Source organism: Enterobacter cloacae complex sp. GYL001 (assembly GCF_049237125.1).
Taxonomy (GTDB): Bacteria; Pseudomonadota; Gammaproteobacteria; order Enterobacterales; family Enterobacteriaceae; genus Enterobacter; species Enterobacter hormaechei_C.
The window spans coordinates 78394-91121 of the sequence record NZ_JBMKGW010000013.1 but is presented as its reverse complement, the minus strand read 5'-3'; the positions used below and the strand labels follow the sequence as shown (position 1 = coordinate 91121).

15 protein-coding genes and 1 pseudogene are annotated in these 12728 nt (G+C 50.9%); 12 read left to right on the top strand and 4 right to left on the bottom strand.

All coding sequences use genetic code 11. The features are described 5' to 3' along the window. The first annotated feature begins 1 nt into the window (after position 1). Together ACOTWU_RS19730 and ACOTWU_RS19725 are read left to right on the top strand one after the other, a co-directional pair. On the top strand, positions 2–4126 hold the full coding sequence (locus ACOTWU_RS19730; RefSeq protein WP_048228588.1) for a hypothetical protein: 4125 nt from the start codon (positions 2–4) through the stop codon (positions 4124–4126). A 1-nt stretch (position 4127) separates the two neighbouring features. Further along, entirely contained in the window at positions 4128–4559 is a 432-nt protein-coding gene (locus ACOTWU_RS19725; protein ID WP_042863549.1) for a tail fiber assembly protein, read from the top strand. A 23-nt stretch (positions 4560–4582) separates the two neighbouring features. Here ACOTWU_RS19725 and ACOTWU_RS19720 read toward each other — a convergent pair whose 3' ends face one another. Continuing rightward, positions 4583–4705 carry a hypothetical protein gene (locus tag ACOTWU_RS19720; protein ID WP_255354520.1) on the bottom strand — a complete coding sequence of 41 codons (123 nt, stop codon included), beginning with the start codon at positions 4703–4705 and terminating at the stop codon, positions 4583–4585. Between the two features lie 228 nt (positions 4706–4933). Here ACOTWU_RS19720 and ACOTWU_RS19715 point away from each other — a divergent pair. From ACOTWU_RS19715 to ACOTWU_RS19690, 6 genes and pseudogenes are all read left to right on the top strand, one after another. After that, positions 4934–5635, top strand: a pseudogene (locus ACOTWU_RS19715) (phage tail sheath subtilisin-like domain-containing protein); the annotation flags it as partial. Then, positions 5583–5705 (top strand): hypothetical protein, encoded by a 123-nt coding sequence (locus tag ACOTWU_RS19710; RefSeq protein WP_198421939.1) that lies wholly within the window; start codon positions 5583–5585, stop codon positions 5703–5705. The pseudogene ACOTWU_RS19715 and the gene ACOTWU_RS19710, both read left to right, overlap by 53 nt. Before the next feature lie 74 nt (positions 5706–5779). Next, complete coding sequence (locus tag ACOTWU_RS19705) at positions 5780–6103, top strand: hypothetical protein (RefSeq protein WP_042863551.1); 324 nt, start codon at positions 5780–5782, stop codon at positions 6101–6103. A 13-nt stretch (positions 6104–6116) separates the two neighbouring features. Further along, positions 6117–6809, top strand: a complete 693-nt coding sequence (locus ACOTWU_RS19700) for a membrane protein (protein WP_006812500.1) — start codon at positions 6117–6119, stop codon at positions 6807–6809. Position 6810: 1 nt separating this feature from the next. Beyond that, positions 6811–7062: a hypothetical protein gene (locus tag ACOTWU_RS19695; RefSeq protein ID WP_042863552.1), complete on the top strand. Its 252-nt coding sequence runs from the start codon at positions 6811–6813 to the stop codon at positions 7060–7062. Continuing rightward, entirely contained in the window at positions 7055–7219 is a 165-nt protein-coding gene (locus ACOTWU_RS19690; RefSeq protein WP_006812499.1) for a hypothetical protein, read from the top strand. The genes ACOTWU_RS19695 and ACOTWU_RS19690 overlap by 8 nt, the downstream gene beginning before the upstream one ends. A gap of 26 nt (positions 7220–7245) precedes the next feature. On the opposite strand, the gene ACOTWU_RS19685 is transcribed toward ACOTWU_RS19690, so the two are convergent. After that, on the bottom strand, positions 7246–7770 hold the full coding sequence (locus ACOTWU_RS19685; RefSeq protein ID WP_006812498.1) for a GNAT family N-acetyltransferase: 525 nt from the start codon (positions 7768–7770) through the stop codon (positions 7246–7248). 3 nt (positions 7771–7773) lie between these two features. Next, positions 7774–8043 carry a DUF1778 domain-containing protein gene (locus ACOTWU_RS19680; RefSeq protein ID WP_006812497.1) on the bottom strand — a complete coding sequence of 90 codons (270 nt, stop codon included), beginning with the start codon at positions 8041–8043 and terminating at the stop codon, positions 7774–7776. Positions 8044–8357: 314 nt separating this feature from the next. Here ACOTWU_RS19680 and ACOTWU_RS19675 point away from each other — a divergent pair, with 314 nt between their 5' ends. Further along, positions 8358–9023 (top strand): AAA family ATPase, encoded by a 666-nt coding sequence (locus ACOTWU_RS19675; RefSeq protein ID WP_023315962.1) that lies wholly within the window; start codon positions 8358–8360, stop codon positions 9021–9023. A 5-nt stretch (positions 9024–9028) separates the two neighbouring features. Beyond that, complete coding sequence (locus tag ACOTWU_RS19670) at positions 9029–9382, top strand: hypothetical protein (protein WP_160859104.1); 354 nt, start codon at positions 9029–9031, stop codon at positions 9380–9382. Between the two features lie 40 nt (positions 9383–9422). On the opposite strand, the gene ACOTWU_RS19665 is transcribed toward ACOTWU_RS19670, so the two are convergent. Next, positions 9423–10220 carry a DUF2971 domain-containing protein gene (locus tag ACOTWU_RS19665; protein WP_080395882.1) on the bottom strand — a complete coding sequence of 266 codons (798 nt, stop codon included), beginning with the start codon at positions 10218–10220 and terminating at the stop codon, positions 9423–9425. A gap of 264 nt (positions 10221–10484) precedes the next feature. On the opposite strand from ACOTWU_RS19665, the gene ACOTWU_RS19660 reads away from it, so the two are divergent. Both ACOTWU_RS19660 and ACOTWU_RS19655 read left to right on the top strand, forming a co-directional pair. After that, positions 10485–11210, top strand: coding sequence for a hypothetical protein (locus tag ACOTWU_RS19660; RefSeq protein ID WP_048228586.1), 726 nt, complete (start codon positions 10485–10487; stop codon positions 11208–11210). A 60-nt stretch (positions 11211–11270) separates the two neighbouring features. Then, positions 11271–12611 carry a DnaB-like helicase C-terminal domain-containing protein gene (locus ACOTWU_RS19655; protein WP_129319009.1) on the top strand — a complete coding sequence of 447 codons (1341 nt, stop codon included), beginning with the start codon at positions 11271–11273 and terminating at the stop codon, positions 12609–12611. The last annotated feature ends 117 nt before the right edge of the window (positions 12612–12728 follow it).

Below are 12728 nucleotides of genomic sequence, written 5' to 3'. Positions count from 1 at the left end.
TATGTGGTACAGGGAAGGTACTATCACATTTACAAAGGGAAGTGACACACTTGAGGGCACTGGTACGTTTTGGAACGTCACAGCCAATGGTGTATTGCCGGGTATGATTGTCATCGGACCCGATAACAGGCTGTACGAAATTAAGCGCGTGCTAAATGACACCCGCTTGACACTCATGGAGCAGTACACTGGTGAGACCCAGAATGAGGTCCCATGCCGGATCATCACTACCTATGAAGGCGATCTGACCCAGTTCAGCGCCCGCTTTACAGCATTGATGACCCGAATGTCAGCCGACTCGAAGACAATGAGAAGCTGGTTAACTGCCATTGATGAAGTGACACTCGAACGCGAGGATGGTACTGAGGTAACGGTTAAATCGCTCACCCAAATCGTCGATGAGCATAACGCAAACCAGAAATGGTATACGGATAACGCCGACGTTATCAATGCCGCTGGCGACAAGGCCAGGGAAGCTGCTGCCAGTGCCGCGGCCGCTGCGGAAAGCGCCAATACAGCGTCTACCAAAGCCACCGAAGCAAGCCAGAGTGCTGCCGCAGCTGCTGCATCAGAAAACGCTGCCGGTGCAAGCGCTTCCGCTGCCAAAACGTCTGAAACCAATGCTGAGAGCTTCAAGGTAGAAGCTGCTGCGTCTGCCGCGACAGCGTCTACCAAAGCGACTGAAGCGGGAGAATCAGCCACGAGTGCCGCGGCATCCAAAGATGCGGCGAAAGCATCTGAAACTCAGGCTGCGACCAGCGCGTCCGAAGCCTCTGCTTCAGCGTCTGCTGCGTCTGACTCTGCTGCTGCTGCCAAAACCTCTGAAACCAATGCCTCTGCCTCAGAGCAGGCCGCCGCTGGCAGTGCAGCTGATGCGCTGGCCTCAAAAAATGCGGCTAAGGAATCAGAAACCCATGCTGCTTCGAGCGCCGGTGAGTCGGCGGCAAGTGCTGCGGCTGCCAAAACGTCAGAAACCAACGCCGACGCATCACAGAAGGCTGCTGCTGCCAGCGAGTCAGCTGCCGCATCCAGCGCGAACGCCGCTTCAGAAAGCGCCACCGCTGCAGGTGAGTCTGCTGACGCCGCTTTAGCGAGTAAAAATGCTGCTGCGTCCAGCGAACAGAAGGCAAAAACTTCGGAGACCAATGCAAAGGCGTCCGAGACAGCTGCATCGGAGAGCGCAACGGCTGCCGAAGCATCAAAAGCGGCTGCCCAGAACTCAGAAGCCCACGCAGTGGAAAGTGCCGCTGCCGCAGCTGGCAGTGCTGATGCTGCGAGCAAATCCGCTACCGCGGCTGCCGATTCGGCCACAACTGCAACAGAGAAGGCCAACGTTGCCAGTGAACAGGCGACAGCTTCTGAGGCATCTGCCGCAGCCGCCAAAACCTCTGAAACCAACGCGAAGTCTGCTGAGACCGCCGCTGAAGGATCTGCAACAGCTGCTGCCAAATCCGCAGGTGAGGCTGCTGCTTCCGCAACGACTGCGACCGAAGCGATGGCAGTGGCTGAAGCTAAAGCCAAAGAAGCCTCTGACTCTGCTGCTCTGGCATCCACGAAAGCAACTGAGGCGACCGATGCGGCTGCCGGGGCGAAAACTTCTGAACTGAATGCCAAAGAATCAGAAACGAAGGCTTATGAGTACGCCCAGAACGCCCAGGCCAGTGTTGCCAGTGTGAAATGGAAAGGGACTTCGGCTGAAATGGACATGGCTACCGATGCGCCGAAGTGGGTGAAAGTGTCCACGGCACGTATGCCACAGTCGACCAGCACCGTATACATCGAAGTGATCGGCGGGGCAGGGTACGAAGCCGGGCAGCCAGGGCTTGCTGCAATGGCCGATATTGTGCTGCGAACTGCTGCAGGCGATCCGAAATCGTTGAATGCGGTCGCTTATCGCACTATGGATTCGGCTGTGTTGACTGTAGCTACCGTTAACACGACTGACGATAATTACGACATTTACCTCAAAGCCGGTGCTGGCTCTCAGAAGCTGGTCGTCAACCTGCAATCTGCCGGTGCTGTGGTCGAAACTCTGGAAGTACTTGAGGTTGTGGATACGCTGCCTGAAGACGCTGTAGAAGGGACTGTCTACCATCGCGTCATTTCTGATCAGGATGGCTCCATTACCGGTTCGCTGGTGGGTAATGCCAGCACTGCGACCGTACTTCAAACCGCTCGCCATATTGGTGGTGTTAGTTTTGATGGCTCTACCGATATCAATCTGCCTGGTGTAAATATTCAGGGTAATCAGAACACCACTGGTAATGCCGCCACTGCAACCAAACTGCAAACGCCACGGACAATTAACAGTGTAACGTTCGATGGCTCTGCCAACATTACCATCCCGACACTGGTGTCTCGTGGGCGCATTAGCGCACTGGAGGGGAATGTTCAGGGCGCAATGCCAGGCATTCAGATGTACGAAGCCTATAACAATGGCTATCCGACAAGCTACGGCAACATCCTGCATATGAAAGGCGCACAAGCAAGTGGTGAGGGCGAGCTGCTTGTTGGCTGGAGTGGGTCAGATGGCGCTCATGCGCCGGTTTATATTCGTTCTCGCCGTGATACAGTGGGAGCGAACTGGTCTGGTTGGGCGCAGGTCTACACAACTGCTCATAAACCCACAGCGAAAGATGTTGGGGCCGCGCAAGCGTTTAGCGCGTCTTACAGCACAGGGGCTGGCAATTGGACTACCGCTGAATTTATCGCATGGCTGAAGGAGCGTGGTGCTTTCGAAGTGCCGTACTGGATGATGAAGGGTTCCTGGTCATATGCCGACAATAAAATTATCACTGATACAGGTGTCGGTAATATCTGTCTTGCTGGTGCGGTTATCGAGGTTTTAGGTACCGAAGGCGCAATGACCATCCGAGTTACTACGCCTACAACGACTACCGGTGGTGGGATTGCCTGTGCTCAGTTCACCTATATTAATCACGGTAGCGCGTATGCCCCTGCCTGGCGCAGAGATTACAACACTGCTCTCAAACCTACTGCGGCTGATATTGGTGCAGTGAATAAGGGCGGCGATACAATGACCGGGGGGCTTAAGATTCGCACTGCTGATGCGTTGCGCATTTACGATGCGGCATACGGTATGATTTTTCGCCGTTCAGAAAATAATTTTTACCTAATTCCGACAGCAAAAGACCAGGGAGAAAATGGCGGTATAAGTGGACTACGCCCGCTTTATATCGACCTCACCAACGGCAGAGTGACGCTGGGTAATGGTGCAGTCGTTAACGGCGGTCTTGGGCTGGGCGTGGTCAGCGGCCTTGGGGGGAACTCTATTGCTCTGGGGGATAATGACACCGGTTTCAAACAGAACGGTGATGGTGTGCTGGATGTTTATGCCAACAGCAAGCAGGTTATGCGATTCCTGAACAGTGGCATAACGAGTTATATGCTCTTCAACATGAATGCAGGCGCATCAGTAAGCAGCACTCTCACCTTTAAAAACGGTAGTGGTATCACGTCTGAGAAAACTGGCGCCAACCCCCGAAACGGCCGAATTTACTGGGGCGGTGATGCGAGTCGCGGCAACAGGATAGAGTTTGCAGATGATGCCGGCTGGAAAGCTTACATTGAGCGTCATCCCTCAAACGGTGTTCAGTTAGTCGTAAATGGGCGAATCAATGGAAGTATTGTTTATTCCAGTGGTGAAGTACTGGCAGGAGGAGGGAGCGCACGCTTTGCTGCTGATGGAAATATATTTGGCTCAAAATGGGGCAATCAATGGCTTGATGCCTATTTAAAAAATACCTATCAGCCAAAGGGCAATTATACCCCGGCAGGTCAGGCCTATACCAAAGCAGAATCGGAAGCGCGTTATGGGGTCGGTAAAACGACGACAGGTAATAACAGTGCTTACTACACGCACGGCAACGGCGCTGTCTTTATGCAGGCAGTAAGAAATATTGCTGTCGGTAATAATGCCACTGTAACCGTGACACTGCCTACATCTTTCCCTAACGGCATTCTCGGTACAGGGGTCAGTTTTTATGGTTCGGGTGGCAACAACTCCGACTCATATTATATGTGCACGCCGGTCAATAAAAATCAGGTGAAAATCCAGACCCGAAACTGTAACGGAACATTTTCACTTATCGTGTCGGGATATTGATATGAAGAAATATTTCAGTAATACAGAAAAAAGCTTTTACCTTGAGGAAACTGTTAAGACATATCAGGCTCAGGATATTTCAGTACCGGCTGATCTGATGATCATATCCGATGACGAATATGAAGCTTTTATGGTTTCACCTGACCGGAAAGCGCCTCAGTACAATGTTGAATCAGAATGTATGGAATGGGTCGACATCGAACCGCCTACCCGCGAGGAAGCTATCGAAAATGCTGAGGCATTAAAGGCGCAGCTCTTGTCTGTTGCAGCTCAGGCCATAGCCCCTTTGCAGGATGCGGTCGATTTGTCGATGGCGACAGATGACGAAATGGCGAGCCTGTCGGCGTGGAAGAAATACCGGGTTTTACTTAACCGGGTTGATACCAGTGAGCCTGACGAAATTGAATGGCCTGAATCGCCGTTAACAGAGTAATAAAAAACCCGCACTGAGCGGGTTTAATCATAGGGGCATTCTTCATAATCTTTGTCTGTTTCATCACCGACAAACAGTCTGAGCCAGCAAAAGCCAAAGAGCCACCATGCAGCCAGACCACCAACAATCCAGAGTAAAATCGTCATTATCGCTTCCTCGTTAATGGCGAAACGATAGCGACAATACCCATTCATTGATAATGGTTATCAGCGATCAATTAACTGTGATTGATCGCTGATAACGATCAATGACGCTTTCCTCACATGGCAACCGGTCACTGCGCGTTGTGCTGTCACTCCCCCAACGGCCTTTCGTTTCTCACACCTCACACACAACAGAAAATAGTTGCACCCCTTAACCACGGAGTTAAACGGATGAGCGACTATCATCACGGCGTCGAGGTCATCGAGATTAACGATGGCACGCGCACCATTTCCACCGTTTCGACGGCTATCATCGGCATGGTCTGCACCGCCAGCGATGCTGACGATTCCACATTCCCGCTAAATGAGCCGGTGCTGATTACCAGCGTGCAGAACGCTATCGGTAAAGCCGGTAAGCTCGGCACCCTGTCAAAATCCCTGCAAGCCATTGCCGACCAGTGCAAGCCGGTCGTTGTGGTTGTGCGCGTTGCCGAAGGTATTGAAGACCCTGACGACCCGGAAGCGGCGCAGAAAGAAACCATTTCCAACATCATCGGCACGACCGACGAAAACGGCAAATACACCGGGCTTAAAGCGCTGTTGACCGCCAAAACCGTCACCGGCGTCAAGCCGCGCATTCTCGGCGTGCCGGGGCTGGATTCTCTGGAAGTGGCGACCGCGCTCGCGGCGACCTGTCAGAGCCTGCGCGCGTTTGGCTATATCAGCGCGTGGGGCTGCAAGACCATTTCCGAAGCCATCGCCTACCGTGAGAATTTCAGCCAGCGCGAGCTGATGGTCATTCACCCTGATTTTCTGGCATCGGACACCACGGCGAACGATACCGATATTGCATGGGCGACCGCCCGCGCGCTCGGCCTGCGTGCCAAAATCGACCAGGAGACCGGCTGGCACAAAACGCTCTCTAACGTCGGCGGGTAAGGCTGTCACGGGGAACGCGCCTACATGGACTAAAGTCGGTGCAATTTATGGTGCTTGTGTGTAAGTACTTACCTACCATGTAATGGTAATTTGTGGTATAAAACAGCCATCCCGATTTGACGATTCATGGAGGAAATAATGTCGAACGAGATGGCAGGCGTAACGCCAGAGCAGGTAGAGCGCATTGCCGCTATCGTTGCGCGTGAAGTTGTCGGCAAATTAGGTAAGGAGTTACGTGAGGAAATTGGCCAGGGGGTCAACGACCAGCTCAAAACCTACTTTGGCGATATGACGCCTTCGCAACACAGCATTCAGCACTCCAACCTGGACAAACTACTTAATCGGCTAGACGCCATCTCCAGCGGGTTCTTTGGCGGCATTATCTCAAAGATAACGTCGTTCCTGATTACCGCGCTGCTGCTGGGTCTGGCCGCTTATGGCGTGAAGAATGGACTGCAATAACAGGAGATCAAGGATGAAAACTCCGAGAGGCATTCGTAATAACAACCCTGGCAACCTCGACAAAGGTTCGCCGTGGCAGGGGTTAATTGACAACCCTGCCGAACCGCGTTTCTGCACGTTCAAAGATCCCGTATGGGGGATTCGGGCGCTGGCAGTAACGCTCATTACCTACCACGACAAGCGCCGCGCGAAGGATGGCTCCAGCATCGATACGATCCGCGAAGTCATCGAACGCTGGGCGCCTCCGCATGAAAACAACACCGTAGCTTACGTGAACGAGGTATCTAAAGCCGTTGGCGTGACCCCGGACATGATTATCGATCTGCACGACTACGACACTCTGCGTCCGCTGGTGGAGGCGATTATCCGTCATGAAAATGGCCGTGGCCCGCTCAAAACGCCGAACACCTGGTATGCGGCAGAAGTTATTGAGGAAGGTCTGCGTCGCGCTGGTGTCGTTAAGCCGGTGAAAACCGTGAAGGCTGTTCCTGTAACCAAAGAAACTGCCGGTGCGACCGTTACGGCGGGAATTGGTCTGGCACAGCTGGCCGACGTCATGCCACAGGTCTCTGCGGCAATGGACAAGGCGCAGGGACACATCACCAGTGGTGATACGGTTCGGATCATCTTCGGTATTGCTACCATTGTGGTGGCCGGCTTTATCGCCTGGTCACAGGTGCGAAAACACCAGAACGGGATGGTCTGATATGACCGGCAGCCTATTTTCAAAGCTGAAGTTTGCTCTGATGACTCTGGCTGCCGTTCTTTTCGTGCTTGTCGGTGCTTATACGATGGGAGATCGTGCGGCCCGGCAAGCAATCGAAGAGAAGGCCAGACAGGAGGACAGGAAAAGGCTTCAAAGCACAGTGGACGTCAAAAATGAGACACTTAATGAAGTGCGGCGGAAAGATGCTTCTGCTGTTCATCGCGAGCTGCATGATAAGTGGCTGCGTGATTAAGACACAGACTTCCGGCGTGCTGTTCTGCGATGCAGCAAACCCTATTTATGTCAGTAACGACGACTTTATGACCGAAGAGACGGAACGCGAGATCCTCTTCCATAACACGATGGGAGAGCGATTGTGCAACTGGCAGGACAGACAAGCCTTGAATTAAAACAGCCCCTCAATCGAGGGGCTTCTTTATTTTCCACCAAACAACTTCTCAATGCCTTTTGTGGGATAGAACAGCGAATTGGCGTTATCACCCGTAAGAGGGGTAAAGCCTAACTGCTTATAAAACCGCATCGCATTCTCATTTTTGGCGTCAACAAACAAAGCGTAGATCCCAACGGCCAGGGAAGCCCGGTATACCACTTTCATCGCATGTGCCACCAGCGTTTCCCCATACCCTTGTCGCTGGATACTTTTGTCTATTGCCAGACGACCGAGCGTAACGCTTGGGGCGTCGGAATAGGGGACTTTACGCTGTTGAGTGTTGGAAGGAAGCGTGTTTCTTGCAAAGCAGCTCCCGGACAACGTGTAAAACCCCATCACTTTCGGTATCGGATCTCTCGTCAGAAGCAGATATCCGCGTAATATACGCCCGCTGTGTTGCTGGGCGAGGCGATTGTTAAGAAAATCATTGAGAGACGTTTCTCCGCAGTCGAAGCATGAGAAATCATATACAGCCTCTTCTGAAAACATCTCAATGGTCAGGTTGGCCACGTCTTACTCCATGCTTTGTAGACGCTCGGCAGCTCGTTTCAGCCTATCATTCGGTGCAGGCGGGTTACTGATGGCATCCATCACTATATTCCATGACTCTTCGCTAAGAATCAGGCGACGATGTTGCTCTATCACTTCCGCAGCACGTTCAGAGGCACTGGCAACCATAAACTGAGTAATTGTCTGGTTGGTCATTGCCGCAGCTTCTTCGATCATGCTCTTGTCGTCGTCGGTTAATCTGAGATCGATGCGCTGTTTTTTCAGTGCTGACATGCTTGTACTCCTAGCCCCACGCCTTGACTCGCGAGGCATCTCTATAGTCGATTTTTCAGTTTTCAGTTTTCAGTTTTCAGTTTTTCGCATTTAGTTTTGTAGACGGATTACGCCACTCTTTGTACGGCATCTTTCCGTACAAGAACTATAAAGCCAATCGAACAAACTTTCAACTGATTGTTTGTCCTGTGAGCCAACACCCGTACTGCCTATCATTTCACCTTTACACCGTAGCCGTAGGCATTTAGGCTATATCGCATATAAGAAAACAAGTTGTTTCATACGACAATAATTCACGCAAAGGGAACTCACCAATGACCAGGATCATTGTGGTTGGCGGCACAAAAGGCGGCCCAGGCAAATCTACCGTTGCCCAGCAAATTGCGGTATGCCTCAAAGTTAAAAAGAAAAAGAAGACTCACGTCACCGACATTGATATTCAGCGCACCACAACGAGCTGGTGCGAAGACCGTCGCCAGAACGAAGATCTTGAGCTAATCCCGTTCGCATACGTTCAGGACGACATCGTCAAACACATCAAATCGCTGAAGGGACGCTACGATTACGTCGTCATTGATGCGGGTGGTTTTGACTCCGAAATTCAGCGACAAGCGATGCTGCTGGCAGACTTCATCATTATCCCGCTTCGCCCTAAGCGTCGTGATTTGAAATCCCTGCGTGATATCGACCCGATTATCGACAACGTTCGCAACGTGAACGAGACTGTGAAGATCCGCGCGGTAGTGAACCAGTGTCCGTCACTGCCTTCCCAGGCGTCACGTATTCTGGCGGCGAAAGAAATTGTCGAGACATTTGGCATCGAGGCTGCGCCGGTTAACCTGTACAACCGTAACGTTTATGACGATGCGGAAGAGGCAGGTCGTTCTATCTTTGAAATGACTGGCGCCGAACGCGATAAGAAGGCAGAAGCCGAGTTCGAAGAGTTTGTAGATTACATCATGAGTCTGGAGGAAGAATAATGTCCATGAGAATGGGAGACCTTGCAAAGCGCAAAGATCCGGAAGAACCGGTAAAAAGCAGCACCCCAATGCGCCAGCCAGTCAGACCGCAGGGGCGTCCGACTCGTGGGAAAGAGAAGATTAAGAGCCGCACAATGTCGCTGGAAGACGAGTACTTCGATCTGCTGGAGATGATGAAGTTCATCCCTCGTTTCGAGAAGTTCACCCGTTCTGACGTGATTCGTGCAGCCATTTTCCATCTGGCAGAGAAGTCACCGCAGGAAATCGAGGACATCGTGAAACTGAACGAGGCGATCACCGCTGCCGACGTCACGATGCGCACCGATGAAATCAAGCGTGAGTTGATGAAGAAAGGCTAGTTAGATGAAGTGAACACAAACCGCTTGTGTTCGCTTCATCTCAAATTTCGTTTTTTTCGAATGCTGATATCACACCGGCAAGAATACCAAAATCAGCGCTAGGCCAATCAGTAAGCAGACTCATATCATAATCAGTTTTATCTAAGTCCCAAGTTCCCCTCTTGAAACAACATTTTTGGATTTTAATATTGTTATCCAAAATGGCATTTCTTAAATTATCATTTTCGAGTGCTGTAAGTTCAAAATCATCATTGCTGATTCCTATGAATATCTCTTTAATAATATTTGTGCCTGGTGCCTTGTATATATAAAACCTATCTTCTTCATCATCACCGATAGGTATCAATTTGTCACTTTCAATAACAATTCGAACTTCTTTCTCATATTTCCAATGTTGGCTTTTTCTAAATAAGACCTTTTTAACTATATCCTTGTTTTTAAAGTTTTTATCGGAGATGATGACTCTGGATTTGTCTCGCTCATCGAGATAATCAATACCCCCTTCATTCGCAGTGATTAAACAAAGATTCTCATCGTTAAACCCTGCTAATTCGGTATCAATGCCAACAACATAACCTCTGTGGTGTTGAGCATAGTGAGACCACATTAGGACTTCTAAAGGTGATCTTGATAAGCATAGACTGGCTAGGTCTGAATTGATCTTTGAGCGAAACGTCAAATGCGCTAGCGAGTCTTTATCTTCAGAGGCAAACGATACACCGTATGTTTCGAAAGGATCATTGAACTGACCAACTGGAGTAAATTTGAAGCTGGTTGCGTCATGATCAAAAAACAGTTTTAAAGTTTCTTCTGGGACGTATTTGTACAATATCATCATGTCGCCTTTTGTTGAGGTTTAGAAAGGATTATGCACTTTTTTTGTGTTTCATGACAGTACTCAGAATCTGGTGGGTGCTTTGAGTTCAGAACCTGCTTCTGTATATAAATACTAAGTTACTTATTATTATTTATACGGAAGCAGGTCTTTTTCTATGCCAACTTCCCAGACACATTCCCTTCCGTTTCCACTTCCAAAAACAGTCACCAGTCGCTATGATTCGCCCATTATGATAAGTAAGTAGCTACCTATCAGGCGGAGCACATGAGCCAGATCTTCTTTAATACTATTAACAACGACCAGTACGACTTCATGACCGAGTGGGACACCACAGTCATGGACAAGTGGGTGGCCGAGAATATTGGGCTGTCACGCTGCAAGGATGAGGCGGAGCTGTTCGAGACAAAGTGGTTTGATTACCGCGACATGCACCCGCTTATGGCCACATGCCTCTTCACTGAGGTATACAAGCGCCAGTACTCATACATCATGCTGTCGCATGGCCGCGAACACTATGAGACGGCCCAATTCACTACCGGTTTGAAACGTGTGCCGTATCAGGAGCAGTCAACGGCCAACAAAACGTCTCTCTGGAAAGCTCGCCAGTTTGCCGACCAGTACTGCTGCTCTTATGACTACTTCATTTCTACCGTTCTCTCCGCAGCTGCACGCCGTCTGTGGGATAAATTACCGCGACCCCAGCATCTCTGGCAGCCCGAGCTGATCGAGATATTCGAACAGAAGTTAGCCAAACGCGCTGTAACCCGTCTGGATGACTCTCTGGTGAGTTTTAAGCATCTGGGCGACATGCAACACGACCCGATTCAAGAACGCTATTTTGAGTGGGTTCTGGAGCGTCTGCGTGGCATTACCCGAGACAAACGCGTCCGCATCATCTTCTCCGCTGTCTGGTTGATGGAAATCGTGCCTGAGCGTGTGATTTACGCGCACTTCCCGGAAGAACTGGAAGAAGCACGGCGATTCTGTTGATCCCCTATTTGGCTTTTTTAGTATTAGAAAACAAATTGTTTAAGCACCAAAGGAAAGCATATGACCGAACTTTGCCACACAGGACGAGGGTTGTCTGAAGAGTTCGATGACGACTTCCAGAATCGACTCGCAGCCTACTTCTGTCGCGACCATGAGTTTCTGACTCGCGCCGGTGATCTGGTTGCTCCAAACCAGTTCTCCAATGCGGCCAACGCCATTCTGGTGAACATGGTGTCGGGCTACTACAGAATGTATAAGAGCGCACCATCATCGTCGGCCATCCTCGACATGCTCAAACGCGCCAAACGCGATAAGACGATCCGCGAAGAGCTGTTCCCCGACGTCGTTGAGGCGTTTAAGCGGATTCTCGCTGAGAAGCTGTCAGACACGGCGTATATGGTCGACCAGGTCGCGACGTTTGCCAAAAGCGTAGCGTTCGACGACGCGCTGATTAAAGCGGCTGAGATGAAAGAGAAGGGCGATTTCCAGGGCGCAATGGCAATCATGGCCAAAGTCCAGCAAATCAGCTCTAACGAAGCGACCGGCATTTACGATTATTTCTCTGAATCAGCAGAGCGTTACAAGGCGCGTGAGTATGAAGCATCCGACGATTACGTGCCAAACAGCATCACAACGGGTCTACCGTTGCTCGACAAGCTGCTTTACCAGAAAGGCTGGGCAAAGCGTGAAATGGTGCTGTTCATGGGCTTCGCGAAGTCTGGTAAATCGACGGCGATGGGTGAGTTCTCCATCAACGCCACGCTTGCCGGTTACAACGTCCTGTATCTGTCGCTGGAAGTTCACACATCCATTCTGTCAGATCGCTTTGACGCCCGTCTGTCTGAGACCGAAATGTCCAAGCTGGTGGAACGCCGCGACGATGTCCATCGCAAACTGGCAGAGCTGGGCGCGACGAAAGGCGTGGGGAGCTTGTGGATTGTTGAACGACCGTCCGGAAGCATGTCGCCTGCAGATCTGGATCGTATGTTGGGTAGCATGAAAGCCAATGGCATGATCCCCGACATGGTCGTGGTCGACTACGCTGACCTGATGCGTGCCAGCTACGACCTCCGCGACGACCGCGCCAACATTCGCAGCATCTACACTGACCTGCGTGCGCTGTACGACAAACACAACGTTGCCGGCATCACTGCATCGCAGACTAACAGGGAAGGTGGTGCTTCAGAGGTGGCTACAATGATGCACGCAGCGGACAACATCGAGAAGGTGCGTATCGCTGACCTCGTTATCACGATCAACAAAACGGAAGAGGAAGAAGCGAAAGGCGAAGCGCGTCTGTACTTCGCTGGTTCACGTAACCAGAAAGGCGGCGTAAGCATCCGCGTTAAGCAGAACCTCGAACAAATGCGATTCATCGAACGCATTATGGACGTCCTCTAAAAAAAGAAGGCGTGGAGAAACGCTCTCCACGCCGGTCTCCATAAGAGAACAAATTTTCTCTTTTGCCAAAGCCACAAAAGAAAAAACACATGAGCCTTTATGGTATTCAAATACCGA

Bases quoted from the DNA above. Each gene is read 5' to 3' on its own strand.
- ACOTWU_RS19730 (WP_048228588.1), top strand. From the start codon at position 2: ATGTGGTACAGGGAAGGTACTATCACATTTACAAAGGGAAGTGACACA.
- ACOTWU_RS19725 (WP_042863549.1), top strand. From the start codon at position 4,128: ATGAAGAAATATTTCAGTAATACAGAAAAAAGCTTTTACCTTGAGGAA.
- ACOTWU_RS19720 (WP_255354520.1), bottom strand. From the start codon at position 4,705: ATGACGATTTTACTCTGGATTGTTGGTGGTCTGGCTGCATGGTGGCTC.
- ACOTWU_RS19705 (WP_042863551.1), top strand. From the start codon at position 5,780: ATGTCGAACGAGATGGCAGGCGTAACGCCAGAGCAGGTAGAGCGCATT.
- ACOTWU_RS19700 (WP_006812500.1), top strand. From the start codon at position 6,117: ATGAAAACTCCGAGAGGCATTCGTAATAACAACCCTGGCAACCTCGAC.
- ACOTWU_RS19695 (WP_042863552.1), top strand. From the start codon at position 6,811: ATGACCGGCAGCCTATTTTCAAAGCTGAAGTTTGCTCTGATGACTCTG.
- ACOTWU_RS19680 (WP_006812497.1), bottom strand. From the start codon at position 8,043: ATGTCAGCACTGAAAAAACAGCGCATCGATCTCAGATTAACCGACGAC.
- ACOTWU_RS19675 (WP_023315962.1), top strand. From the start codon at position 8,358: ATGACCAGGATCATTGTGGTTGGCGGCACAAAAGGCGGCCCAGGCAAA.
- ACOTWU_RS19670 (WP_160859104.1), top strand. From the start codon at position 9,029: ATGAGAATGGGAGACCTTGCAAAGCGCAAAGATCCGGAAGAACCGGTA.
- ACOTWU_RS19665 (WP_080395882.1), bottom strand. From the start codon at position 10,220: ATGATGATATTGTACAAATACGTCCCAGAAGAAACTTTAAAACTGTTT.
- ACOTWU_RS19660 (WP_048228586.1), top strand. From the start codon at position 10,485: ATGAGCCAGATCTTCTTTAATACTATTAACAACGACCAGTACGACTTC.
- ACOTWU_RS19655 (WP_129319009.1), top strand. From the start codon at position 11,271: ATGACCGAACTTTGCCACACAGGACGAGGGTTGTCTGAAGAGTTCGAT.